Here is a 24,142-nt window from a genome sequence, read left to right as displayed (position 1 = left end):
GTACGTTGCGGGCGAAGAAGACCGACACGGCACCGGCGAGGGGTGACGGCGAAGAGCGCGGCGGTGGAGCTGCCGAGGGCGGCGGTACGGGGAGAGGGCGGCGGTACGGGAAGAGGGCGGCGGTCAGCTGCCGAAGCCGAGGCCGAGGCGGTCGAGGGTGCGGAGCCACAGGTCGCGGCGGCCCTCGTTGCGGTCGGAGCGGGTGAGCGAGCGCTGGGTGATGCCGATGCCGAGGGAGCGGACGGGCTCGGGCGGGAAGGGCAGCGGCTTGCGGCGGACGAGTTCGAGGGCGGTGCGCTCGGTGCGGGCGCCGGCCAGCAGGTCGAGCATCACCTCGGCGCCGAAGCGGGTGGCGCCGACGCCGAGACCGGTGAACCCGGCGGCGTACGCGACCTTCCCCCGGTGGCTCGTGTCGAAGAAGACGCAGAAGCGGGTGCTGGTGTCGATGGCTCCGCCCCAGGCATGGCTGAAGCGGACCCCTTCCAACTGGGGGAAGGTCCCGAAGAAGGTGCGCGCGAGGGTGGCGAAGGTCTCGGGGCGCCGCTCCCGCTCGGCGCTGACGCGGCCCGCGTAGTCGTAGACGACGTCGTAGCCGCCCCACAGGATGCGGTCGTCGGCGGAGATCCGCACGTAGTGGAAGTGGTTCGCGGGGTCGGACCAGCCCTGGCGGTTCTTCCAGCCGACGGCGGCGAGCTGCTCCTCGCTCAGCGGCTCGGTCATCAGCGCGTAGTCGTAGACGGGGACCGTGTAGGGGCGGTGGCGGCGCAGCAGGGACGGGTAGGCGTTGGTGGCGAGGGCGACGCCGCGGGCGGTGACACGGCCGTAGGGGGTGCGGACGGCGACGACGGCGCCGTGCTCGTCGAGGGAGAGGCCGGGGGTGTGCTCGTGGACGCGGACGCCGAGGTCGAGGCAGGCCTTCTTGAGGCCCCAGGCGAGGCGGGCCGGGTTGACCATGGCCGTGTCGCTCTTGTTCCACAGGCCGCCGAGGAAGGTCGGCGAGTCGATCTCGGCGCGTACGGCGTCGGCGTCGAGGAGCGCGGTGGTGGCGCCGTACCGTCCGGCGGTCTCGGCCTCCTCGGCGAGCCAGGCGAGCTGGTGGGGTTCGGTGGCGACGACGAGGGAGCCGGTCCGCTCCCAGTCGCAGTCGATGCCGTACCGCTCGATGGCGTCCTCCATGGCCTGGAGGTTCTCCCGGCCGAGGCGTTCGAGGGTGGCGATCTCGTCGGGCCAGCGGCCCAGGCCGTTGCCGAGGCCGTGGGTGAGGCTCGACTCGCAGAATCCGCCGTTGCGGCCGGAGGCCGCGTGGCCGATCTCCTCGCCCTCGATGAGGACGACGTCGGTGGAGGGGTCGCGTTCCTTGGCGACGAGCGCGGTCCACAGGCCGGCGTAGCCGCCGCCGACGACCAGGAGGTCGCAGGTGGTGCCTCCGACGAGGGCGGGGGTGGCCTGGGGACGGCGGGCGTCGTCGAGCCAGAACGGGGTCGGCGCGGCGTCCCGCAGCGCGTGCAGGTGGTCCATGGGGGTGTCCTTCGGATCGCGGAGGAGCCCGGTCGCGGGACTCCTTCCGAGGTGCCGCCCATGAGACCCGGCCGCGTACGGCAAGGTCAATGGTGTTGACGTAAGGCCCGAAGGCGAGGCCCCTGCCGGATCCCGAGGCCTTCGACCCCGCCGGCCCCAGCGTTCCGGAAGCCGTTCGATCCGCCGGCCCACGGCCGGATCGCCTCCGTCGAGGACGTCCGCGGCAGCGTCGAGGTCACCGTCGACCTCGCCGTCGACCTCGCCGTCGAGACCGACGGTTCCGAGAAGCCCGCCTGCGCGGCCCAGGCGGTGTACCGCTTCCACGCCTGACGTCGTCCCACGCCCTCAGGGGCGGACGCCCGCCCTGGCGCCCGCCCCCGAGGCGTGCCCGCGCGCCGGGTACCGTCTCCCGCGTCCGGTGGAGGGAGGGAGAGGCGATGACGACCAGGCCCGACGAGGTGGTCGGACCGCTCGAACGCGGGCTCGCCGTGCTGCGGGCCGTGGTCGCCGGGGACGGCGGGCGGCGCGGGGTCGGGGAGGTCGCGCGGGCGACGGGACTGGCCCGGGCGACCGTGGACCGGGTCGCGACCACGCTCACCGTCCTCGGGGTGCTGCGGGCCGAAGGGCGCGATCTGCTGCTCGCGCCCGGCGCGGCCGAGCTCGGCAACGCCTACCTGGACTCCTGCGGGCTGCCCGCCCTCCTCGGTCCGCACGCCGCCGCGCTCGCCGAACGGCTCGACGAGCCGGTGTCGCTGGCCGTGCCCGACGGGGGCGGGGTCCGGTTCCTGGCGCAGGCGAACCGGCGCCGCGCCCTGGCCTTCGCCTTCCGGCCCGGGGACCTGCTGCCGGCCGGGCGCTGCGCGCCCGGCGCGCTGTTCGCCGCCGAGGACGCCCTCCCGGGCGGAGACGACGGTTTCGCCGCGCGGGTGCGGGAGGCACGGGAGCGGGGCGTGGCCGTCGACGACCAGCTGATCGAGCCGGGGCTCGTCTCCGTCGCCCTGCCCGTACGCGATCCGGAGGGGGCCGTCGTCTGCGCGGTGAGCGTCGTCAGCCACACCAGCCGGCACGACGCCGCGGCGCTGGAGGCGCTGGCCCTGGCGCCGTCGCGGGAGGCCGTCGCGGCGATGGAGGCGGCACTGGCGGCGCGGGCCCCGGACGGGACGGGCGGGGTGGAGGCGGCCGTTCCCGGGACGGGCCGGGCCGGGTTCACGAAGGAACCGGAAGCGGCGCTCAAGGAGGAGCTGGGGGCCGGTTTCCTCCGGTCGCTGGCCCGGGGGCTGGACGTGCTGCGCGCCTTCGGAGCCGTACGCGGGCCCGCCCGGCTCACCGATCTCGCCCGGCTCGCCGGGCTGCCCCGGGCGACCGCCCGGCGGTCGCTCATCACCCTGTGCCACCTGGGGTACGTGCGCGAGGACGCCGGCGGCTTCGTCCTCCTCCCCCGCGTCCTCGAACTCGGCCACGCCCGGCTCGCCGCGCTCACCCTGCCCGAGATCGCCACCCCGCACCTGGTCCGTCTGGTGCGGACCGTGCGGGAGTCGGCGTCGGTGGCGGTGCTCGACGGGGACGACATCCGGTACGTGGCCCGGGTGGCGGGCAGCCGGATCATGCACATCGACATCGTGGTGGGCACCCGCCTGCCCGCGTACGCCACCTCGATGGGGCGGGTGCTGCTCGCCGCCCTGCCGGAGGACGAGCGGGACGCCCGGCTGGGGCGGATCACGCCGGAGGCCCTGACGCCCCGGACCCTGACCGGGTCCGGGGCGCTGCGCGCGGCGGTGGCGGTGACCGCCGAGCGGGGTTTCGGCTGGGTGGAGGAGGAGCTGGAGGAGGGGCTGCGGTCGGTCGCGGTGCCGGTGCGCGACGGCGCCGGCCGGGTGGTCGCCGCGCTCAACATCGCCCTGAACGCGGGTCGTTGTTCCCCGGAGGAGAGTCTTTCGGCGCTGCTCCCGCAGCTGCGGGAGACGGCCGGACGGATCTCGGCGGACCTGGCGGCGGTGGGTCGCCACGCTGCCGTGCCGACCTCCTGACCGCGCGTCAGGAGCGTGTGCTCCGGTCCCGCCAGGGGGCTCCGGTCGCGTCCGGGTGCAGTGTCGCCAGCGCGGCCAGCATGAGTTCCAGGGCGAACGGATAGCCGCTGTCGCGCATGTCGACGGCGAGGAGGGGGAACGTCGCCGCGATGTGCGGGTGGGTATCGGCCGCGAGGCGGCCGTAGACCTCCTCCCAGACCTCGTCGTCCGCCTCGCGCGCGGCCGGCGGCAGCGCGCCGGCGGCGGCGTCCTGGGCCGCGAAGGCCAGCGCCTGGTCGACGAAGGCGTGGTAGGCGCGGACGGCCAGGAGGTCGGGAAAGCCGCCGTCCCGCAGGATGCCGAGGATCTTCTCGACCGCCCGCGTCTCGTGCGTGCGGCCGGTCGTGCGGTGCGCGGCGAGCAGGGCGGCCTGGGGCTGGTCGACGTAGGAGCCGTGGATGCGCAGGCCCATCGCGCGCAGGTCGGTCCGCCAGTCGCCGGTCGCCTCCCAGCCTTCCTGCGCTCGGCCGATGACCTCGTCGGCGATCGCGAGGAGCAGGTCGTCGGTGTTGCGGAAGTAGCGGTAGAGCGCGCTGGGATCGGCGCCGAGGGCCGCGCCCAGCCTGCGTACGGAGAGGGCTTCGGCACCGTGCTGGGCCACCAGGCGCAGCGCGGTGTCGACGATGAGCCGTTCGGAGAGGACGGCCCCCTGCTTGGTGGGCCTGCGGCGCTGCCGGCTTCCTTCGGGTACGACACGTGCGGACATGGCCGGGACCTTACGTCAACGCCATTGACGTGTAAACGGCCCGCGGGCTTCCATGGCGCCCGTCACCCGAACGGCGACGCCGACTGGATCCGGCCGCCGACCGGGGCGACCCCGTCCGACGCCCGCCGCGTCGCGCTCCCGCGCTCCGGTCGGCCGTCGTCCGCCCCGCGCCCGTCCCGGCGCGGCCGCACGCAAGGGAGCTGGTATGCCCCAGGCCGATCTGGTCTTCACCGGAGGTCCCGTCCTCACCCTGGATCCGGCACGGAGCCGGGCCACCTCGCTCGCCGTCACCGGCGACCGGATCGCGGCCGTCGGCCACGACGAGGTGCGCGAACTGATCGGCCCCGGCACCGAGGTGGTGGATCTGGCGGGCAGGCTGCTGCTGCCCGGTTTCCAGGACTCCCACATCCACGCGGTGGGCGGCGGCAGCGAGCTCGCCGAGTGCGACCTCACCGAGAGCGTCGACGTGTCGGCGTACCTGGAGCGGATCCGCGCGTACGCCCGGGCCCACCCCGACCGGGAGTGGATCACCGGCGGCGGCTGGTCGATGGAGAGCTTCGCGGGCGGCATGCCGACCCGTCAGCTGCTCGACTCGGTCGTCTCCGACCGTCCCGTCCTGCTGTCGAATCGCGACCACCACGGCGCCTGGGCGAACACCCGGGCCCTGGAGCTGGCCGGGCTCACCGCCGACACCCCGGACCCCGCCGACGGCCGGATCGAGCGGGAGGCAGACGGCACCCCGAGCGGCATGCTCCAGGAGGGTGCGACCGGCCTGGTCTCCCGCCTGGTGCCGGCGAGCACGGCGGAGGACCGGCTCGCGGGGCTGCTGCGGGCGCAGCGGCTGCTGCACTCGCTGGGCATCACGGGCTGGCAGGACGCCCTGCTCGGTTCGTTCAACGGGATGTCCGACCCGTCGGACGCCTATCTGACGGCGGCGAAGGACGGCTCCCTCACCGCCCGGGTGACCGGTGCGCTGTGGTGGGACCGCGAGCGCGGCTCCGAGCAGATTCCCGAACTGGTGCACCGTCGGGAGCAGTTGACCTCGGGACGGTTCCGGGCCACTTCGGTCAAGATCATGCAGGACGGCATCGCGGAGAACTTCACGGCCGCGATGACCACGCCGTACCTCGACGGCTGCGGCTGCGCGACCGGCAACACCGGGCTCAGCTTCGTCGACCCGGAGGCGCTGCGCGGCCACGTGACCGAGCTGGACGCCCTCGACTTCCAGGTGCACTTCCACGCGCTCGGCGACCGGGCCGTGCGCGAGGCGCTGAACGCGATCGAGGCGGCGATCGCGGTCAACGGCCGCCGCGGCAACCGCCACCACCTCGCCCACCTCCAGGTCGTGCACCCCACCGACCTGCCCCGCTTCGCCGCGCTCGGCGCCATCGCCAACATCCAGCCGCTGTGGGCGGCGCACGAGCCGCAGATGGACGAGCTCACCATCCCGTTCCTCGGCGAGGAGCGGGCGGCCTGGCAGTACCCCTTCGGCTCGCTGCTGCGGTCGGGGGCGACCCTGGCGGCGGGCAGCGACTGGCCGGTCTCCAGCCCGAACCCGCTGGAGGGCGTCCACGTCGCCGTGAACCGGCGCGGCCCGGAGTCCCCCGACGGGAAGGTCTTCTACCCGGAGGAGCGCATCGACCCGGTCTCCGCGCTCGCCGCGTACACGGCCGGCACGGCGCACGTGAACGGCCACGACGACGCGGGCAGCCTGGTCGCCGGTCACCTCGCCGACCTCGTCGTCCTCGACCGGGACGTACTGGCCGCGCCGGTCGAGGAGATCGCCGAGGCCCGGGTCGAGCGCACGTACGTCGGCGGTCGGTTGGTGTACGAGGCCTGACCGGGCCCGCGGTCCGTACGGCTCCGCTCTCGCGCGTACGGCTCCTATCCCGGCCGTTCTCGCGCGTACGGCTCCTATCCCGGCCGTACGGAGGACGCCCGGACGTCGAGCCTGACCGGTACGAGCGCTCCGCCGGTCTCCCTCAGGCCCTGCTCCAGCACGGCGACGAGGTGGGCGATGCCCGCCTCGGCGACCGCGTCGGGGCGCAGGCTCAGCGTCGTCACCGGCGGCTGTGTGTGCAGGGCGGTCTCGTCCTCGCTGACGCAGACGAGGAGGAGGTCGCCGGGGACCCGGTAGCCGTGGCGGCGGGCCGCGTCGAGGACGAGCGGCGGGCTGGCCTCGGCCACCACCAGGAGGGCGTCGGGGCGGTCGGGGCCGGCCCCCAGGGCGGTCTCCACGGCCTGGATCACCGGTCCGTTGCCGGGCTCGGCGGCCCGTACGGACAGCACCGGCAGCCCGTGCGCGGCGCACCACGCCCGGTGCGCCGCGTCCACCTCGCGGTGGAAGCGGGTGGTGCTGTCCGGGACGACGAGGACGGGACGGCGGGCGCCTTGGGCGTGAAAGTGGTCCAGGGCCTGCCCGACGACGGCGGTCGCGTCGACGTCCACCCAGTGGGCGCCGGGACGGCCTTCCACGGACCGGTCGCTGAAGACCGGGATGCGGGCGGCCAGCAGGTCCTCGACGATCCGGTCGTCGGCGACGGGGTCGGCGACGACCACGGCGTCGAGGGGCAGCGCCGCCCACTCGCTCTGGAGCGAGCCGGCGGGCAGCAGCACCACCGCGTAGCCGCGCGCGAGCGCGGTGGCGGCGGTGGCCCCGGTGAGCCGGGCGAAGTACGGCGACTCCAGGAAGGTCCACGGGGTGTCGGCCAGTTCGCCGACCACGTAGCCGATCAGCCGGGCCCGTCCCGCGCGCAGTTGGCGCGCGGTGGCGTTGGGCCGGTAGCCCATGCGGCGCGCGGTCTCGCGGGCCTTCTCCCGCACCTCGGGGGAGAGCCGGCCGGTGCCGTTGAGGGCCGCCGACACGGTGGTCTTGGAGAGGCCCGCCTCGCGGGCGACGTCGACGAGGCGGACGCGCGGAGTGGCCGGTCCGGCCGGTCCGGCCACTCCGGCCGCCCGGCCGGGGCCGTGCCGACGGTCACCGGCGCCACCCCGCCCCGGGACCGTCGCACCGCGCTCCGGGGCTGCTCCGTCATGCTCTGAGGCTTCGGTCATGGTGCCGATGCTGCCATCCCTCTGACCTTTGGAAAACCGTTCCCGCAAAGTTGCCGGAGCTCTTGTGCGGGAACGTTCCCGCATCAATACTCGCTCCATCCCCCAGCGCCCGTCACTACACCCGTAAAGGGGTGGGTCTGCATGCGCACGCCCAGATTCATCGCACTCGCCTGTACCGCCGCCGTCGCGGCCTCCCTCACCGCCTGCTCCGGTGCCACACAGCCGCGGCAGGGCACCGGCGGATCCGACTTCGCGGTCTCCCCCACCTCGCCGGCCGCCAAGGGTCCGCTCGATTCCTTCACGTGGTCGCTGTACGCCGAGCCGTACACCCTCGACTACGCCCTGGCGTACGACTACCCGCCGAACACCGTCCTCGCCAACGTCTGCGAGCAGCTGCTGCGGGTCACCCCCGACCTCAGGATCGAGCCCGGTCTCGCGGTGAAGTGGGCGCGGCCCGACCCGCGCACCCTCGTCTACACCCTGCGGCCGGGCGTGCGGTTCCACGACGGCACCGTGATGACCGCGGACGACGTCGTCGCCTCCCTCAAGCGGCAGATGGACCCGGCCACCGGCTCCCCGTGGGGCTCCGCCTTCAAGACGGTCGACACGATCGAGAAGACCGGCCCGCTGGAGGTGACCATCCGGCTGGGCAAGGCCGACGCGCTCTTCCACGAGCTGCTCGCCGCCTCCCCCGGCACGGTCGTCAGCGCCGCCTCCCTCGCGAAGGAGGGCAAGGAGTACGGCACCCCCGGCGGCGGGCTGAACTGCACCGGCCCCTACTCCCTGGAGAAGTGGGCGCAGGGCGACAGCATCACGCTGAAGAAGCACGCGGACTACTGGGACAGGAAGCTCGCCCCGAAGTCGGAGTCGGTGAAGTTCACCTTCGTCGAGGACCCCGCGGCCCGCGCCAACGCCTTCCTCTCCGGCACGGCCGACGGCGGCTACCTGGTGCCGTCCGCCTCCTTCGCCCAGCTCCGCGGCAGCGGCAAGGGCTCCCTCCTCTTCGGCCCCAACACCGCCGCCGCCAACCTCGCGGTCACGAGCTTCAAGGGCGCCCTCGCCGACCTGCGGGTCCGCAAGGCGCTGTCGATGGCGCTCGACCGGAAGAACATCGTGAAGGCCGCCGCCGGCGGAGTCGGCGTGCCCGCCAAGGCCCCCGCCGCGCGCGGCGCCTGGGCCCTCGCACCGGAGAAGACGGCCGCGCTCTTCGACACGCTGCCCGAGCCCGTGTACGACGTCGCCGCCGCGAAGAAGCTCGTCGAGGAGGCCGACGCCACCGGCAAGAAGGTCACCATCGCGACCAGTTCGCTGGCCCCCGAGATCAGCGTCGTCGCCAACGCCGTCCAGGCCGCCGGCCGCCAGATCGGCCTGGACGTCACGCTCCGGCCGGTCTCCCCCGACGCGTACAGCAACATCTTCGTGGACCCGGCCGCCCGCGACGGGCTGGACCTCGTCATCACCAACGGCTACGACAACACGCCGGACCCGCTGGAGTTCTACCAGTACCTGCGCACCGGGGACTTCGGCAACTACGGCGACTGGTCGAACGCCGAGTACGACCTCGCCTTCGACCGCGCCAACACCGAGTACGACCCCGCCAAGCGCGCCGAGCTGACCGCCGAGGTCCAGGAGATCGCGCTGCGCGAGCTGCCGGTCATCCCGGTCTACGAGGCGCCCTACTCGGTCTTCCTCGGCAAGCGGATCACGGGCGCGCCCACCGGCATCGCCCAGCTCTACTACCCGTGGGCCGCGACGATCGGGGCCGCGCAGTCATGACCCGCTTCCTCGTCGGCCGCGCCCTCGGCCTGGTGGCGGTGCTCTTCGTGACCTCGGTCGTCGTCTTCGGCACCGTCCACCTCGCCCCCGGCGACCCGGTCACCTTCCTGCTGCACGGCCGCCCCGCGACCCCCGAGGCCGTGGCGGCCCTGCGCGTCGAGCACCATCTGGACGACCCGCTGGCGGTCCAGTACGGCAAGTGGCTCGGGGGCGTCCTCACCGGCGACCTCGGCCGCTCCGCCCAGTACCACCAGGACGTCACCGCGCTCCTCGGTTCACGGCTCCCGGGCACCGCCCTCCTCGTCGGGTACGCGGCGCTGCTCGTCGCCGTCCTGGGCATCGGCGCCGGCGTCCTCGCCGCGCTGCGCCCCGGTCTCCTCGACAAGACGGTGCTCATCGGGACCGGCGTGGCCACCGCCACCCCGTCCTTCGTCACGGCGATCGCGCTCGTCTCGCTCTTCTCGGTGCGGCTCGGCTGGTTCCCGGGGCCGGGCGGCGGGGCCGCCGAGGGCTTCGGCCCCCGGCTCCACCAGCTGACCCTGCCGGCCCTGGCGCTCGCCCTCACCTTCGCGGGCCTGCTCGCCCGGGTCACCCGCTCCGCGATGCTCGACGAGCTGGGCCGCGAGCACGTCGAGGTGGCCCGGGCCCGGGGTGTCGCCGGCCGGGCCGTGGTCCGCCGGCACGTGCTGAGGAACGCGCTGGGCCCGGTCGTCACCGTCGGCGGCACCATGCTCGCCGGCCTGCTGATCAGCACCGCCATCGTGGAGACCGCCTTCGACGTGCCCGGGCTCGGCTCGCTGCTCGTGCAGTCGGTCACCTCCCAGGACTTCGCGGTCGTCCAGGCGGTCACCCTGCTGAGCGTGGCGGCCTTCGTCCTCGTCAACCTCGCGGTCGACCTCCTCGCGCCGCTCATCGACCCCCGTCTCTCCCCCGGGGAAGGCTCCTCATGACCACCACCCTCACCACGGTGCCGTACCGCAGGCCGGGCCTGCGGAGGCTGCGCCTGCTCGGGCAGGGTCCGCTGTTCACGGCCTCGGTCGCGGTGCTCGCCGCGCTCGTCCTCGTCGCCGTGTTCGCGCCGCTGCTCGCCCCGTACGGCCCCGAGGCCCTGGACCTGGGCGCGAGCCTGGTCGGCACCTCCGGCGACCACCTCCTCGGCACCGACCAGTCCGGACGCGACGTCCTGTCCCGGCTGCTCCACGGCGCCCGCACCGGCCTCCTCGGACCGCTCCTCGTCGTCGCCGTCTCCACCCTGCTCGGCACCCTGCTCGGCGTGGTGGCGGCCTGGCGCGGCGGCTGGACCGACACGCTCCTCTCCCGGGCGATGGACCTGGTGTTCTCCGTCCCCGGGCTGATGCTGGCGATCCTGCTGGTCGCGGTCACCGGCCCGGGCATGACCGCGCCGGTGATCGCCATGGCCGTCGCGTACACCCCGTACGTGGGGCGGCTGGTGCGCGGCATCGCCCGGCAGGAGAAGGCGCGGCCGTACATCGAGGCGTACGTGGTGCAGGGCTGGTCCGGCTGGACGGTCTGCGTCCGGCACCTGCTGCCCAACATCGCGCCGACGGTCTTCGCGCAGTCGGCGATGAACTTCGGCTACGCGCTGATGGACCTGGCGGCCCTGTCGTTCCTCGGCTTCGGCGTCCAGCCGCCGACCGCCGACTGGGGCGCCATGATCAACGAGGGCCAGGGCGCCGTCCTCCAGGGCGCGATGCTGCCGGCGCTCGCGCCGTCCGTGTGCGTCGTGCTCGCGGTGGTCGCCTTCGGCATCGTCGGCGAGGGCCTCGCCGACCGCATCGCCCGTCGGGAGAAGTGAACCCCATGACCCACCAGACACCCCCTCCCGTCCTGGAGATCGACCGCCTCGGACTGCGGCTCCCCGGCGACCGGGCCGCCCGCCCCCTCCTCGACGGCGTCAGCCTGACCGTGCGCGCCGGGGAGACCGTCGGCCTGGTCGGCGAGTCCGGCTCCGGCAAGTCCGTCGCCTGCCGCAGCGTCCTCGGCCTGCTGCCGCGCGGCTCCCGCACCACCGGCGAGGTCCGCGTCGCGGGCCGGTCCGTGCTGACCATGGGCAAGGCGGAGCTGGCCGCGCTGCGGGCCCGCGAGGTCGCGATGGTCTTCCAGGACCCGCGCGCCTCCGTCAACCCGCTGCGCCGCGTCGGCGACTTCCTCACCGAGGGGCTGCGGGCCGCCGGCGTCCCGGCCGCCAAGGCCACCGCCCGCGCCGAGGAACTCCTCGCCGCGGTCGGCATCCGCGACCCGCGCGGGGCGCTGCGCCGCCACCCGCACCAGTTCTCCGGCGGCATGCTCCAGCGGGTCGTCATCGCCGCCGCGCTCGCCGCCGAGCCGGCGCTCCTCGTCGCCGACGAGCCGACCACCGCGCTGGACGTCACCACCCAGGCCGAGGTCATCTCGATCCTCGCCCGGCTGCGGGCCGAGCGCGGCACCGGCATGCTCTTCGTCACCCACGACCTGGAGCTGGCCTCGGCGATCTGCGACCGGGTGTACGTGATGTACGCGGGCCGGATCGTGGAGACCCGGTCCACCGACGAACTGTTCGACCACCCCCGCCACCCGTACACCGCCGGGCTGCTCGCCTGCACCCCGCGGATCGAGGCCGGCGCACCCGCGCCCTGGCCGATCCCGGGCCGCCCGGTGTCCCTGGCGGAGGCCCCGCCGGGCTGCGCCTTCGCCGCCCGCTGCGCGCACGCGGTGGCGCGGTGCACGGAGGAGAAGCCCGAACTCGCACGCCACGGCGAGGGATTCGCCGCGTGCCTCCGCGCCGACGAAGGGATCACGCTGTGACGATGGCGACGGAGAAGGGCCTCGTCGTCGAGGGCCTGCGGAAGCGGTACGGCGACCATCCGGCGGTGGACGGCGTGTCGTTCACGCTTCCGGCGGGAGGGTCGCTGGCGATCGTCGGCGAGTCCGGCAGCGGCAAGACGACCACGGTCCGGATGCTGGTCGGCCTGGAGCGGGCCGACGGCGGCACGGTCCGCCTCGACGGCCGGGACCGTTCGGCCCGCGCGAGGGGACGGGCCGAACGGCTCGCCCGGGCGCGGGAGATCCAGATGGTCTTCCAGGACCCGTACCTCTCGCTGGACCCCCGGATCCCGGTGAGCGGCTGCCTCGACGAGGTGCTGCGCCTGCACACCTCCCTGGACGCCGGTGCCCGCGAGGCCCGGGTCGCGGACCTCCTCGACCGGGTCGGGCTCGGCTCCCGGGAGGCCGCCGCGCTGCCGCGCGGGCTCTCCGGCGGCCAGCGCCAGCGCGTGGCGATCGCCCGGGCGCTGGCGGTCGAGCCCCGGGTGCTGGTCCTCGACGAGGCGGTCGCCGCGCTCGACGTGTCGATCCAGGCGCAGATCCTGGAGCTGCTCCGGGAGATCCGCCGCGAGGCCGGCATCGGCTACCTCTTCGTCACCCACGACCTGGCGGTGGTGCGGCACGTCGCGGACGACGTGCTCGTCCTCAAGTCGGGCCGGGTGGTGGAGGCCGGTCCGGTGGACCAGGTCCTCGGCGCCCCCGAACACCCCTACACCCGGCTCCTGTTGACCTCGGTGCCGCGCCGGGGATGGGACCCGGCGGGCGCCACGGGCCGCCCCTGAGGCTCGTGGTGCCGCCGGGGGGGGGGCCCCCCCCCCGGGCGGCCCCCGGGGCGCGCGCGGGGGGGGGGCGCAGGGGGCCCCCGCGGGGCGGCAGCCGCGGGGGGGGGCCACCACCCCCCGGCCCCCCCCCGGGGGCCGGGGGGGCGGCGGGGGGGCCCCCCCACGACCGGGCGACCGCGGGGGCATCGCGGTCGGGCGATCGCAGGGCACCGCGGTCGGGCGATCGCCGAGGGGGCGGCACCACGACCGGGCGGCCGCCGAGGGAGGGGGCACCGCGCCGCGACCGGCCCGCGCCACCCCCGCCCGACTCACTCCGCCGGACCCGCCACCGTCTCGATGGGCGGGAGTGGCCGCGCCGGCTCCGGGCGGGTCGCGGCGGCCAGCTCCTCCGGCGGTTCCGCCCCGTCCACCACCGCTTCGACGTACGCCTTCGCCTCGCGCGGGCCGAGCCGGGGCGCCCGTCGGCGCAGCCGGCCCATCGCGGCCACCACGCCCTGGGAGCGGGCGAGTTCGCGCACCTCGGCGGCGAGCGGGTCGGGCAGCCGGACGCCCCGGACCTCGGTGAGGTACTGCTCCTCCCAGCCCTCGTCGTCCCACCGGACCGCGGGGATCCAGTGGAGGCTCCCGTCGTCCCGGTCCACCAGGTAGTGGCCGCCGACGAAGCTGCCGCGCGGGCCGTCGCCCCGGGCCTGCTCCGCCGAGCGCCAGAAGACGAGCCAGCCGACCCCCCGCTCCTCCACGTGGTACACGTCGGGCGTCGGCGGGGGGCCCTCCCACGGCCACGTCGGCAGGTTCCGGGCGAGGAAGGACCCGACGAGCGCGACGGCGCGTTCCCTGGAGATCACCGCCCCATCATCCCGCACCGGTCACGCGGTGCAGCACGGCCCGGACGGCGCGGGCGACGGCGGCCCGGGACGCGTCCGTGCGGTCGAAGGCCTCGAAGCCGTGCCGTCCCTGAGGCACGTCGACGATCTCGACGTCCGTCCCGTGCTTCCCGGCGGCGGCGAGGAACTCCTCCACCGTCGCCGTGAACGCGGGGTGTTCGAGGCCGGCGCGGACGAGGACCACCGGCAGCGGGCTGGCACCGGCGAGCGCGGCCACCGGGCGGAAGCGGGCCTCGACGGTCTCCCAGCCGGGCGGCGCGGCGAGGACGGGGTAGGAGAGGGCGAGGCAGCGCAGCCACGGCGGGGGCGCGGCGAGCCAGTCGGCGGAGAGGAGACCGCCGCCGGAGAAGATCCAGAGCGCGATCCGGTCCGGGTCGACGCGGGGGTGGGCACGGAGCCGGTCGACCGCCTCGGCCAGGTCGTCGGCGGCGCGGGCGTAGTCGGTCAGGGCGTGCAGCCGGTGGTCGACGGTGGCGCCGACGACGCCGTGGCCGGCGAGGTGGCGGGCGTAGCCCCGGTAGAAGGGGGTGTCGCGCGGGGTGGGCGCGCGGTCGGCGTCGACCGGGCCGCCGTGGACGAGGAGGACGGCCGGGCGGCGCCCCTCGGCGTCCGGCGGGTACACGTCGAGGCGGCCGTGCCGCTCGTACGGGAGTTCCGGCACGTCCAGCAGGAACTCCACGTCCTCGTAGGAGGGTTGGTCGTCCGCGAGGGTGAGCCGCCGCCCCTCCCCCGCGAGGGCGCGCAGGAGGAGGTCGGCGAGTTCGGCCGGGTGCGAGAGCATCGGCCAGTGACCGGCGGGGAGTTCGAAGAACGCGAAGCCGGGACCGGCCAGCTTCCGCAGGCGCGGCGGGCCCGTGCGGACGAGCATCTCCACCACGTCGATCCCCGGCCCGTCGGCCGTGCACATCACCGCGGCCGACGGCACCCGGTCCACGTCGCCGCCGAGCCGCAGCGGTTCGGTGAGGGTGCGGGCGGGCTGCGGCACCGCGAGCCGGTCCAGCCGGTCGAGGTCCGCGCCGGAGAGCCCGTCGAGGCTGCCCCAGCGCGCCCACTCCCCGCCCCTGGGCGGCGGGAGCGGCGTCGCGTCGCGGCCGAGCCGGTCGCGGACGGCCTCGTCGCGGACGAGGAGCAGGGCCGGGTCGCCGTCCGAGGGGAGCCCGGCGGCCACGTGCACGATCCGGGCGACCCGGTCGGGCCGCCGGTCGGCGGCGGCGAGCACGGGGTGGATGCCGTAGTCGTGCCCGACGAGGACGACCTCCGGATCGCCGATCCGGTCGAGGAGTCCGGTCAGCTCCTCCACGTGCGTGCCGAGTCCGGCGTCCCGGTCCCCGTCCAGGGTCACCGGGTGCGCCTCGGCGCCCGCCGCCCGCAGTCGTTCCGCGACCCCGTCCCACACCCACCCGCCGGTGAACGCGCCGCCCACCAGAACGAACGTCGTCATCGCCGCCTCCTCGCGTCTCGTGACCCCAACGGCCTCCGGCAGACTAGGAACTCCCCCTGGGGGAGATTCCACCCCGGACGCGGAGGGCCGGGGCCGGCGGCGGGAGGTGCGGGGTGACGGACGCGGGCGACGGGACGTGGAGCATCGGCGAGCTGGCCGGACGGGCCGGGGTGACGGTGAAGACCGTGCGGTACTACTCCGAGCGCGGGCTGCTGCCGGAGGCCGGACGCAGTGGCGGCGGGCACCGGCGGTACGGGCCCGGGGCCCTGGTCCGGCTGCGGGAGATCCGTTCGCTGCGCGCCCTGGGCCTCGGGGTGCCCGCGGTGGCGCGGGCGCTGGAGGACGACGGCCGGCTGGCGGACGTGGTCGCCGGGGAGCTGCGGGACGTGGCGCGCGAGCGGGCGGCCCTGGCGTGGCGGGAGACGTCGCTGCGGCTGCTCGCGGAGTGCGACGGGGCGGAACGGGCCGAGCTGCTTCCCCTGCTGGGCGCTTCGGCGCTGCCGCCGGAGACGGACGCGGTGGTCCGCTTCTGGCGGCGGTCGTTGCCCGTGCGGCTGCCATCAGCGCTGGTGGCCCGGGTGCTCGACGAGGTGGTGCCGGTACCGCCGGACGACCCGTCCCCCGGCCAGGTGCGGGCCTTCGCCCTGCTGCACGGCCTGGTCTCGGACCCCCGGCCCGCGCGGGCTCCGGGGCCGCCGCTGCGGGGCGAGCGGTACCGGGCGGCGGTCCTGTACGAGGGGTTGGAAGAGGCGTACGACCTGGCGGGCGCGGAGGTGCTGGCCGGTCGGCCGCCCGGCGGCCGCGGTGTCCTGGACTGCTTCGCCGGCGCGTACGCGCGGGCCCTGGGGGAGCCCGACTCCCCCACCTTCCGCCGGCGTCTCGTCGAGCTGCTCGGCCGGGAGGAGACGACGGTGATGGCGCGCTACTGGAAGCTGGCCGTCCCGCTCCTGCCGCCGGAGCGCCCGCCCCTCGGTCTGCTCCACCACCACCTCACGGAGGCGCTGGCGGAGCTCCCCGCGGCAGCCTGACGGGAGCGCGCCCCGGGGTGTTCGGATGGTGGGCGCCCGACCGTCCGCCTGCTGGGCGCGGTGGTGGCGGATCTCCGCCCCGCCTCCACGTACCCGCAGGTCAGAGCGGTACGCAGCGGGCTTCCGGTGGCGCAATACTGCGGCAACACCACAGGGGCCGCGCCCCGGTTACGTTCCCTGCCATGCCCGCCGAACGCACCCCCGCCGCCCTCCCGGTCGCCGCCGCCCGCCGCCGCCGGCTGCGCGCGGACCGGGCCCGGCAGCTCGCCGACCTGCTGCGGCACCAGATCCTGACCGGCGCCTTCCCCCGGGGAGTGCTGCCGCTGGAGGACGTGCTCGCGGCCGATCACCACGCCAGCAGGAACACCGTCCGGCAGGCCCTCGACCTGCTGCGCGGCGAGGGCCTGGTGGAGCGCCAGCCCGGCGTCGGGACGGTCGTCGTCGGCGAGAAGTTCCCGCACGGCCTGGACCGGCTCCAGGGCCTCGCCGAGACCCTGCGCGAGCACGGCACGGTCACCAACGAGGTGCGGAACCTGGGCCCGGTGCGGGCGCCCGGCCCGGTGGCCCACCGGCTCGGCCTGCCGGACGGTGTCGACGTGCTGTGCGTGGAGCGGCTGCGACGGCTGGGCGGACTGCCGCTCTCGCTCGACCTGTCGTACCTGCCGATGGACGTCGGCGGCGAACTCCTCGGCTGCGACCTGGAGAACACGGACGTGTTCCGGCTCCTGGAGCAGTCGACCGGCGGGCCGCTCGGCCACGCCGACATCACCCTGGAGGCGGTGAACGCCGACGCGCACGCGGCGGCCGTGCTCCAGGCCCCCCGCGGCGCGGCCCTGCTGCTGCTGGAACGGCTCACCCACCTGCCGTGCGGCCGGCCGGTGGACCTGGAGTTCATCCGCTTCCGCGGCGACCGGATCACCATGAGCGGCGTCCTGCGCCGCTCCCTCTGACAGCCCCTCCCCCTCTCCTTGGAGCCCTCGATGCCCCTCGTGCCCCAGCGCGCCGACGTGCCCGTGACGATCGACGAGTCCCGCTGCATCGACGGCTGCACCCTCTGCGTCGACATGTGTCCGCTGGACTCGCTCGCGATCCGCGAGGAGGACGGCAAGGCGTACATGCACGTGGACGAGTGCTGGTACTGCGGCCCGTGCGCCGCCCGCTGCCCCACCGGCGCGGTGACCGTCAACATGCCCTACCTGCTCCGGTGAAAGGCCGAACCCCCATGTCCGGAAAGAGAATCACCCGCCTCGGGCTGCCCCTCGCGCTGCTGCTGCTCCCGCTCGCCACCGGCTGCGGCGGCCCGGCGGGCGCGGACGACGAGGCCGGCGGGACCGTGACGGTGACCGTCGGCTACCAGTCGAAGACCATCAACACGGTGACCGCCGGCACGCTGCTGCGCTCGCTCGGCTACTTCGAGGAGGAGCTGGCGGCCCAGGGCCGGCGGGACGGCGTCGGCTACCGGGTCCAGTGGCAGGACTACGCGACGGGCGCGCCGATCACGGCCCAGATGACGGCCGGGAAGATCGACATCGGGTCGATGGGCGACTTCCCGCTGCTCCTGAACGCGGCCCGGGGACGGCAGCTGAAGGAGCCCACACGCCTGGTCTCGGTGACCGGTTACAACCTTCGCGGCGGCCTCAACACCGTGGTCACCGCTCCGGGTTCACCGCTGCGGACCCTCGCGGACCTGAAGGGGAAGCGGGTGTCGACGAGTGTCGGCTCCGCCGCCGACGGCACCCTCGTCCGGGCGCTCCGCCGGGCCGGGCTCGACCCGGCGAAGGACATCAGCAAGCTCAACCAGCAGCCCAGCGTGGGCGCTTCGGCGCTCGCGGGCGGCAGCGTCGACGCCCTGTCCCAGTTCGTCGCCTGGCCGGGGCTGCTCGCCTTCCAGGGCAAGGCGGAGGCGCTGTACGACGGGGCGGAGCTGGACCTGCCCACCTTCCACGGGGTCACCGTCCGCGAGGAGTTCGCCCGCGAGCGGCCCGGGGTCCTCGACGCCTTCCTGCGGGCGCAGCGGCGGGCCACCGACCGGCTGCGGTCCGCGCCGGTGGCGTCGGCGGAGTCGGTGGCGAAGGAGACGGGACTGCCCGCGGAGGTCGTGTACCTCTACAACGGCGCCCAGGGCGTCGCGACCTTCGACCCCGAGCTGCGGCCCGAGCTGCTGGCCGCGCTCAAGGAGGACGTGCCGGTGCTGCGGGAGGCCGGCCTGGTGAAGGACGTCGACGTGGACGCCTTCGTCGACCCCGCCCCGCTGAAGCGCGCGGTCAGCGCCGCGGGATACCCGAAGGCGGGCCCGGCGAAGGCGGAGCTGTGGCTGCGCGGCGAGGCGAGGACCCGGTCCTTCGGCACCGCCGGGGAGCTGCTGGAGGCGGTCGCGGCGGCCCCGGCGGGCTCGGTGCGGGCGGCGTACGTGCCGGACGCGGCGACCGGGACCCCCTGGTTCGCAGACCGGGCGGTGTGGGTCGCGGACGGCGGGCGGTGGCGGGCGTTCGTGACGCGCGCGGCCGCCGGGCGGTGGCTCGCGGCGCATCCGGGTGCCCGGATCGTGGCGTACGCGGACGCGGTACGGGCGGCGGGCTCGTGAGCGCGGCCACGACGGCGGGGCGCCGGCTGGTCCGGGCGGGCGCGCTGGCCGCCGCGCTCGGCGCGTGGCAGCTGCTGACCGCGTACGACGTGAACCTGTGGCTGCGGTTCGAGCAGTTCCCGACGGTCGGGGAGGTCGCCTCGGCGCTCGCCGACCGGGTCGGCACGGCCGCCTACTGGCAGGACCTCGGGCACAGTCTGCGCCGGATCGTCACCGGCTTCCTGCTGGCGGCGGTCCTCGGCGTGGCCGCCGGAACGGCGATCGCCCGCTCGCGCTGGGCGGCCGACCTCCTGGGCCCGCTGGTGGAGGTGGTGCGCCCCGTCCCGGCGATCGCCCTGGTGCCGGTGGCGATCCTGCTGCTGCCGACGAACGAGCAGGGCATCGTCTTCATCACCTGCGCCGCCGCGTTCTTCCCGATCCTGGTGTCGACCCGGCACGCGGTGCGGGCGCTGAGCCCGGTGTGGGAGGAGGCCGTCCTCACCCTGGGCGGCGGACGGGCCCGGGTGCTGTGGTCGGTGGTCCTGCCGGGCGCCCTGCCCGGGGTGTTCGGCGGCCTGTCGGTCGGGATCGGCGTGGCGTGGATCTGTGTGATCTCCGCCGAGATGATCTCCGGTGAGTACGGCGTCGGCTACCGCACCTGGCAGGACTACACGGTCGTCGACTACCCGGGCGTCTTCGTCGGCATGGCCACCATCGGCGCGCTGGGCCTGCTGACCTCGACGGTGGTGGAGCTGACCGGCCGCCGGGTGACCTCCTGGCTGCCGCACGCCACCGCCGGTGCCCCCACGGGGCGTCCGGCCCCGCCCGCCTCCCCGACCCCGCCCGCTTCCGTACCCCCGACCGCCTCCCCGGCCCCGTCGGACGCCGCGGCTCCCGCCTCCGCGCCGAGGGAGACCCCCGCGTCCGGTCAGGACCCCGCACCCGAGAAGGAGCCCGTCGCATGAGCGCCCCGACGACCTCGCCCGCTCCCCCGCCCGGCGCGGCCGGGCGCGCGCGCCCCGAACCCTCCGACGGCGCCGAGCTGGCCCTGGAGGCGGCCGTGCTCGGGCACCCGGACGGGGCCGCGCCGGTCGGCCCGCTGGACCTGCGGGTCGCGCCCGGCGAGGTGCTGACCGTCGTCGGGCCGTCCGGCTGCGGCAAGACGACCCTGCTGCGCACCCTCGCCGGGCTGTTGCCGCCGCTGGCGGGCGGTGTCGTACAGGACGGGGCGCCGGTCCTGCGCCCCGGCGCCGACCGGGCGCTGGTCTTCCAGCACGACGCGCTGCTGCCGTGGCGATCGGTGCGCGCCAACGTCGAACTGCCCCTGGCCATCCGGGGCGTGGACCGGGCCGCCCGGCGGCGGTCCGCCGGGGAGTGGCTGGACCGGGTGGGCCTCGCCGGTCACGCGGCGAAGTGGCCGCACCAGCTGTCCGGCGGACAGCGCCAGCGGGTGCAGCTGGCCCGGGCGCTGGCGGGCCGTCCGCGCGCGGTGCTGATGGACGAGCCCTTCGGCGCGCTGGACGCGCACACCAGGACCGGGATGCAGGACCTGCTCGCCGACATCCTGCGCGGCACGGGCGCGACCGTCGTCTTCGTGACCCACGACGTGGACGAGGCCGTCCACCTGGGCGACCGGATCGCCCTGCTGCCGTCGGGCGAACTGCTCGACGTCCCGCATCCCCGGGACCGCGCGGCCAGGGACGCTCCGCGGACCCGTCAGCTGCGCGGCCGCGTCCTCGACTCCCTCTGAACCCCCCTCGCACTCCCCCTGCCGGAAAGGCCCGTCGTGACCTCCCCCCTGACCACCGCGCCCGCCCTCGACGAGGCGGTCGAGCTCTCCTGCGACGTGCTCGTCGTCGGCGGCGGCACCGCCGGCACGATGGCGGCGCTGACCGCCGCCGGCCGCGGCGCCGACGTCCTCCTCCTGGAGAAGGCGCACGTCCGGCACTCCGGCGCGCTCGCCATGGGCATGGACGGGGTGAACAACGCGGTGATCCCGGGCCGGGCCGATCCCGACGACTACGTCGCCGAGATCACCCGCGCCAACGACGGCCTCGTCGACCAGTCGACGGTCCGTCAGACGGCCGTGCGGGGGTACGACATGGTGCGGCGCCTGGAGTCGTACGGCGTGAAGTTCGAGAAGGACGAGCACGGCGAGTACGCCGTCCGGCAGGTGCACCGCTCGGGGTCGTACGTGCTGCCGATGCCCGAGGGCAAGGACGTGAAGAAGGTCCTGTACCGGCAGCTGCGGCGGCGCGAGATGCGGGAGCGGATCCGGATCGAGAACCGCGTGATGCCGGTCCGGGTCCTCACCCACCCGGAGGACGGACGGGCCGTCGGCATCGCCGGACTCCACACCCGCACCGGGGAGTTCGTGGTCGTCCGGGCGGGCGCGGTGATCCTCGCCACGGGCGCCTGCGGCCGGCTCGGGCTGCCGGCCTCGGGGTACCTCTACGGCACGTACGAGAACCCCACGAACGCCGGTGACGGCTACGCGATGGCGTACCACGCGGGCGCCGCGCTCACCGGCATCGAGTGCTTCCAGATCAACCCGCTGATCAAGGACTACAACGGCCCGGCCTGCGCCTACGTGGCCAACCCCTTCGGCGGCTACCAGGTGAACCGGCACGGCGAGCGGTTCGTCGAGTCGGACTACTGGTCGGGGCACATGATGGCCGAGTTCGCGGCCGAACTCGCCTCCGACCGGGCACCGGTGTACCTGAAGCTGAGCCATCTGCCGGAGGAGACGATCGACGCGGTCGAGTCGATCCTCCACTCCACGGAGCGGCCCACCCGGGGCACCTTCCACGCCAACCGGGGGCACGACTACCGCACCCACGACATCGAGATGCACATCTCCGAGATCGGCCTGTGCGGCGGGCACTCGGCCTCCGGGGTCCGGGTCGACGCGCACGCCCGCACCACGGTGCCGCGGCTCTACGCGGCCGGTGACCTGGCCTGCGTCCCGCACAACTACATGATCGGCGCGTTCGTCTACGGCGACCTCGCGGGCGAGGACGCGGCGCGGTACCGCGCGTACGAGGGCGAGCTGGACCGGGCGCAGCTGGAGGCGGCGCACGAGCTGGTCTACCGGCCGCTGCGGAACCCGGACGGGCCGCCGCAGCCGCAGGTCGAGTACAAGCTCCGCCGGTTCGTGAACGACTACGTGGCACCGCCGAAGTCCGGGGCGAAGCTCTCCCTGGCCGTCGAGGCGTTCGAGCGGATGGCGGCGGAGCTGGCGGGGATGGGCGGGCGGACGCCGCACGAGCTGATGCGCTGCGCGGAGGTGTCGTTCATCCGGGACTGCGCGGAGATGGCCGCCCGCGCCTCGCTGGCCAGGACGGAGTCCCGCTGGGGGCTGTACCACGAGCGGCTGGACCACCCGGAGCGGGACGACGACGCGTGGCTGTACCACCTGGACCTGCGCAAGTCGGCGCGCGGGGCGATGGAGTTCACGGCGCGTCCGGTGGAGCCGTACGTGGTGCCGGTGCCGGAGTACGCCCCGCCGGCCGGCCCGGAGCGGCCGCTGGGCGAGGTGGCGCTGGTCCCGGTGGCGACGGCGGGTCCGCGCGAGGCGGCGCCGACGGCCCGGCCCGCCGGGGAACCGGACCGGGAGTCCGCCCCGGCCGCGTCCACCGGCCCGAACCCCCGGCTGCTGCGGCTCCTCGCACTCGTCGAGGAGGCACCCGAACTCGCGGCACTGGAGCCTTATCTGATCGATGATCAGGCCGAGGTGCGGGCGGCCGCCGTCGCCGCCCTGGCGGAGACCGCGCCCGCCGGGACGGGTCCGGCGCTGGCGGCCCGGCTGCGGGACGGCGACGCGGCGGTGCGGGCGGCCGCCGTCGCGGCCCTGCGCGAGCTGGCGGAGGTGCTCGTCGCCGACGGGGAGTTCGGCGCCGGCCTGCGGGCCGCCCTGGAGACCCCGGATCCGGCCGTGCGGGCGGCGGCGGTCGAGGTGCTGCGCTCCCGCCGGCTCGGCGACGCCGGGGTGTACACGGCGGCGCTCGCCGACACGGCGGTGGAGGTACGGATCCAGGCGGTGCGGGCGCTGGTGTCCGTGGACGCGGTCACCGCGCTGGCGGCCGCCGTGGCCGATCCGGCCCGTGAGGTGCGGGTGGCGGTGGCGAAGGGGCTGGCGGCCGTCTCCGTACCGGCGTCCGGCCCGCTGGTGCCGCTGCTCGGCGATCCCGATCCGCTGGTGCGGGGAGCGGCGTTCGGGGCGCTGGCCGCGGCCGGCTGCCCGCCGCCGCTGGCGGAGCGGGCGGTGGCCGCGCTGGACGATCCGGCGTGGCAGGTGCGGGCGGGTGCGGCGGCGGCGCTGCGGGCCGCGGCGGTGGAGCGGGCGGTCCCGGCCCTGGCGAAGGGGCTCGCGGACCGGAACGCGGATGTGCGCAAGGCGGCCGTGCTCGCGCTCCTCGGGCACGTCCCGGCGCCGGAGGCGCGGGCCGCGCTGGCGACGGCGGCGGCCGACCCGGACGCCGACGTGCGGGCGTACGCGGCCCGGGGGCTCGCACCGGCGGCTCCCTGACGCCCCCCGGGCGGGGGGCCGGCCGGGTGAAGCGGGGTGTGCGGGGCGCCGGGCCGGGGAAGGCGCGCGGGGTGGCGTCCGGCCGGCGGACGCTCGGTCGAGGAGGTGGTCCGGTGACGGGGCCGACGACGGCACAGGCGCTGGGCGCGCCGTGCTGGCTGAGTCTGGCGGCGCGGGATCTGGGCGCGTCGGAGCGGTTCTACGGCGCGGTGCTGGGCTGGACGTTCCGCCCGGGCGGGCTGGAGGCGGACCCGGCGTACGCGGTGGGTGAGCGGGACGGGGTGCCCGTCGCGGGGATCGCCGCGCTCGCGGCGGAGATGGCCGTACCGGTGGCGTGGACGGTGTTCTTCGCGGTGGAGGACGCGGACGCGGCGGTGGCCCGGATCCGGGAGCGGGGCGGCACGGTGGGCGTGGGACCGGTGGCGTATCCGCCGCAGGGGCGCGCGGCGCTGGCCACGGACCGGGACGGGGCGGCGTTCGGGGTGTGGGAGGGCAGGCTGGTGTCACGCTGGCACGTCGGCGAGCAGGGGGCCCCGGCGTGGGTGGAGCTGCACACCAGGGACGCGTTCGACGCGGCCGTCTTCTACGGCGGGGTGCTGCGCTGGGCGGAGGAGGTGCCGGGCTGCTGCGAGACCTCGTACGAGGAGGACCGGGTGGTGCTGCGCCGGGCGGGGGTGCCGGTGGGCCGCCTCGACAGCGGACCGGTGGAGGCGGCCTCGCCCCGGCCGCAGCTGCGGCCGCGCTGGCTGGTGCGGTTCCGGGTGCCGGACCTGGCGGCCTCGGTGGCGGCGGTGACGGAGCACGGCGGTTCGGTGGTGCCGGGCGGCGAGTGGGGCGGCGCCCGCGAGCCGGAGCCGCGCGAGGCCGGGCGCCGGGTGGTGGTGCGCGATCCGGACGGCGCGCTGTTCACGCTGGAGGCGGACGGGACGCGGTGAGCGGTACGGGTACGGGACCGGCGGTCCCGTACCCGTAC

The 24,142-nt window shown here is 75.8% G+C and carries 20 protein-coding genes; 15 read left to right on the top strand and 5 right to left on the bottom strand.

The features are described 5' to 3' along the window. Positions 1-123 precede the first annotated feature (123 nt). Complete coding sequence (locus tag ACFQ8C_RS23190) at positions 124-1,518, bottom strand: NAD(P)/FAD-dependent oxidoreductase (RefSeq protein ID WP_383460708.1); 1,395 nt, start codon at positions 1,516-1,518, stop codon at positions 124-126. Positions 1,519-1,955: 437 nt separating this feature from the next. On the opposite strand from ACFQ8C_RS23190, the gene ACFQ8C_RS23185 reads away from it, so the two are divergent. After that, positions 1,956-3,545 carry an IclR family transcriptional regulator C-terminal domain-containing protein gene (locus tag ACFQ8C_RS23185; protein ID WP_383460705.1) on the top strand — a complete coding sequence of 530 codons (1,590 nt, stop codon included), beginning with the start codon at positions 1,956-1,958 and terminating at the stop codon, positions 3,543-3,545. A 7-nt stretch (positions 3,546-3,552) separates the two neighbouring features. Here the strand turns inward: ACFQ8C_RS23185 and ACFQ8C_RS23180 are convergent, their stop codons facing one another. After that, the gene (locus ACFQ8C_RS23180; RefSeq protein WP_383460703.1) at positions 3,553-4,290 is read right to left on the bottom strand and encodes a TetR/AcrR family transcriptional regulator; all 738 of its coding nucleotides are present in this window, start codon (positions 4,288-4,290) and stop codon (positions 3,553-3,555) included. A gap of 205 nt (positions 4,291-4,495) precedes the next feature. Between ACFQ8C_RS23180 and ACFQ8C_RS23175 the strand changes: the two genes are divergently transcribed. Continuing rightward, the gene (locus ACFQ8C_RS23175; RefSeq protein WP_383460702.1) at positions 4,496-6,130 is read left to right on the top strand and encodes an amidohydrolase; all 1,635 of its coding nucleotides are present in this window, start codon (positions 4,496-4,498) and stop codon (positions 6,128-6,130) included. A gap of 74 nt (positions 6,131-6,204) precedes the next feature. On the opposite strand, the gene ACFQ8C_RS23170 is transcribed toward ACFQ8C_RS23175, so the two are convergent. Next, positions 6,205-7,344 carry a LacI family DNA-binding transcriptional regulator gene (locus ACFQ8C_RS23170; protein WP_383460699.1) on the bottom strand — a complete coding sequence of 380 codons (1,140 nt, stop codon included), beginning with the start codon at positions 7,342-7,344 and terminating at the stop codon, positions 6,205-6,207. A gap of 141 nt (positions 7,345-7,485) precedes the next feature. Here ACFQ8C_RS23170 and ACFQ8C_RS23165 point away from each other — a divergent pair, with 141 nt between their 5' ends. Genes ACFQ8C_RS23165 through ACFQ8C_RS23145 form a run of 5 tightly spaced genes read left to right on the top strand, consistent with a single transcriptional unit; the run spans position 7,486 to position 12,725 of the window. Continuing rightward, positions 7,486-9,120: an ABC transporter substrate-binding protein gene (locus tag ACFQ8C_RS23165; protein ID WP_383460696.1), complete on the top strand. Its 1,635-nt coding sequence runs from the start codon at positions 7,486-7,488 to the stop codon at positions 9,118-9,120. Continuing rightward, a complete protein-coding gene (locus ACFQ8C_RS23160; RefSeq protein ID WP_383460693.1) occupies positions 9,117-10,070 on the top strand; it encodes an ABC transporter permease in 954 nt (317 codons plus the stop codon). The genes ACFQ8C_RS23165 and ACFQ8C_RS23160 overlap by 4 nt, the downstream gene beginning before the upstream one ends. After that, positions 10,067-10,936 carry an ABC transporter permease gene (locus ACFQ8C_RS23155; protein WP_383460691.1) on the top strand — a complete coding sequence of 290 codons (870 nt, stop codon included), beginning with the start codon at positions 10,067-10,069 and terminating at the stop codon, positions 10,934-10,936. The genes ACFQ8C_RS23160 and ACFQ8C_RS23155 overlap by 4 nt, the downstream gene beginning before the upstream one ends. 5 nt (positions 10,937-10,941) lie before the next feature. Continuing rightward, the gene (locus ACFQ8C_RS23150) at positions 10,942-11,925 is read left to right on the top strand and encodes an ABC transporter ATP-binding protein (RefSeq protein WP_383460688.1); all 984 of its coding nucleotides are present in this window, start codon (positions 10,942-10,944) and stop codon (positions 11,923-11,925) included. 2 nt (positions 11,926-11,927) lie between these two features. Then, entirely contained in the window at positions 11,928-12,725 is a 798-nt protein-coding gene (locus tag ACFQ8C_RS23145; RefSeq protein ID WP_383460685.1) for an ABC transporter ATP-binding protein, read from the top strand. Between the two features lie 308 nt (positions 12,726-13,033). Here the strand turns inward: ACFQ8C_RS23145 and ACFQ8C_RS23140 are convergent, their stop codons facing one another. Both ACFQ8C_RS23140 and ACFQ8C_RS23135 read right to left on the bottom strand, forming a co-directional pair. Beyond that, on the bottom strand, positions 13,034-13,570 hold the full coding sequence (locus ACFQ8C_RS23140) for a hypothetical protein (protein ID WP_383460683.1): 537 nt from the start codon (positions 13,568-13,570) through the stop codon (positions 13,034-13,036). Positions 13,571-13,577: 7 nt separating this feature from the next. Continuing rightward, complete coding sequence (locus ACFQ8C_RS23135) at positions 13,578-15,050, bottom strand: alpha/beta fold hydrolase (RefSeq protein ID WP_383460680.1); 1,473 nt, start codon at positions 15,048-15,050, stop codon at positions 13,578-13,580. 113 nt (positions 15,051-15,163) lie between these two features. Here ACFQ8C_RS23135 and ACFQ8C_RS23130 point away from each other — a divergent pair, with 113 nt between their 5' ends. From ACFQ8C_RS23130 to ACFQ8C_RS23095, 8 genes are all read left to right on the top strand, one after another. Continuing rightward, positions 15,164-16,078, top strand: a complete 915-nt coding sequence (locus ACFQ8C_RS23130; protein WP_383460677.1) for a MerR family transcriptional regulator — start codon at positions 15,164-15,166, stop codon at positions 16,076-16,078. Between the two features lie 182 nt (positions 16,079-16,260). Beyond that, positions 16,261-17,028, top strand: coding sequence for a GntR family transcriptional regulator (locus ACFQ8C_RS23125; protein WP_383460674.1), 768 nt, complete (start codon positions 16,261-16,263; stop codon positions 17,026-17,028). Positions 17,029-17,058: 30 nt separating this feature from the next. Beyond that, positions 17,059-17,286 carry a ferredoxin family protein gene (locus tag ACFQ8C_RS23120; protein WP_030497738.1) on the top strand — a complete coding sequence of 76 codons (228 nt, stop codon included), beginning with the start codon at positions 17,059-17,061 and terminating at the stop codon, positions 17,284-17,286. A 14-nt stretch (positions 17,287-17,300) separates the two neighbouring features. Further along, positions 17,301-18,662 (top strand): ABC transporter substrate-binding protein, encoded by a 1,362-nt coding sequence (locus ACFQ8C_RS23115; RefSeq protein ID WP_383460671.1) that lies wholly within the window; start codon positions 17,301-17,303, stop codon positions 18,660-18,662. After that, positions 18,659-19,606: an ABC transporter permease gene (locus ACFQ8C_RS23110; protein ID WP_383460668.1), complete on the top strand. Its 948-nt coding sequence runs from the start codon at positions 18,659-18,661 to the stop codon at positions 19,604-19,606. Before ACFQ8C_RS23115 ends, ACFQ8C_RS23110 begins: the two co-directional genes overlap by 4 nt. Next, on the top strand, positions 19,603-20,391 hold the full coding sequence (locus ACFQ8C_RS23105; protein ID WP_383460665.1) for an ABC transporter ATP-binding protein: 789 nt from the start codon (positions 19,603-19,605) through the stop codon (positions 20,389-20,391). The genes ACFQ8C_RS23110 and ACFQ8C_RS23105 overlap by 4 nt, the downstream gene beginning before the upstream one ends. A gap of 36 nt (positions 20,392-20,427) precedes the next feature. Continuing rightward, positions 20,428-23,169: a fumarate reductase/succinate dehydrogenase flavoprotein subunit gene (locus tag ACFQ8C_RS23100; RefSeq protein ID WP_383460662.1), complete on the top strand. Its 2,742-nt coding sequence runs from the start codon at positions 20,428-20,430 to the stop codon at positions 23,167-23,169. A 113-nt stretch (positions 23,170-23,282) separates the two neighbouring features. Beyond that, complete coding sequence (locus ACFQ8C_RS23095; protein WP_383460659.1) at positions 23,283-24,104, top strand: VOC family protein; 822 nt, start codon at positions 23,283-23,285, stop codon at positions 24,102-24,104. The last annotated feature ends 38 nt before the right edge of the window (positions 24,105-24,142 follow it).

Origin of the sequence: Streptomyces sp. NPDC056503 (assembly GCF_042794995.1) — a bacterium.
GTDB lineage: Bacteria > Actinomycetota > Actinomycetes > Streptomycetales > Streptomycetaceae > Streptomyces.
This window is presented reverse-complemented; position numbering and strand designations above follow the sequence as displayed.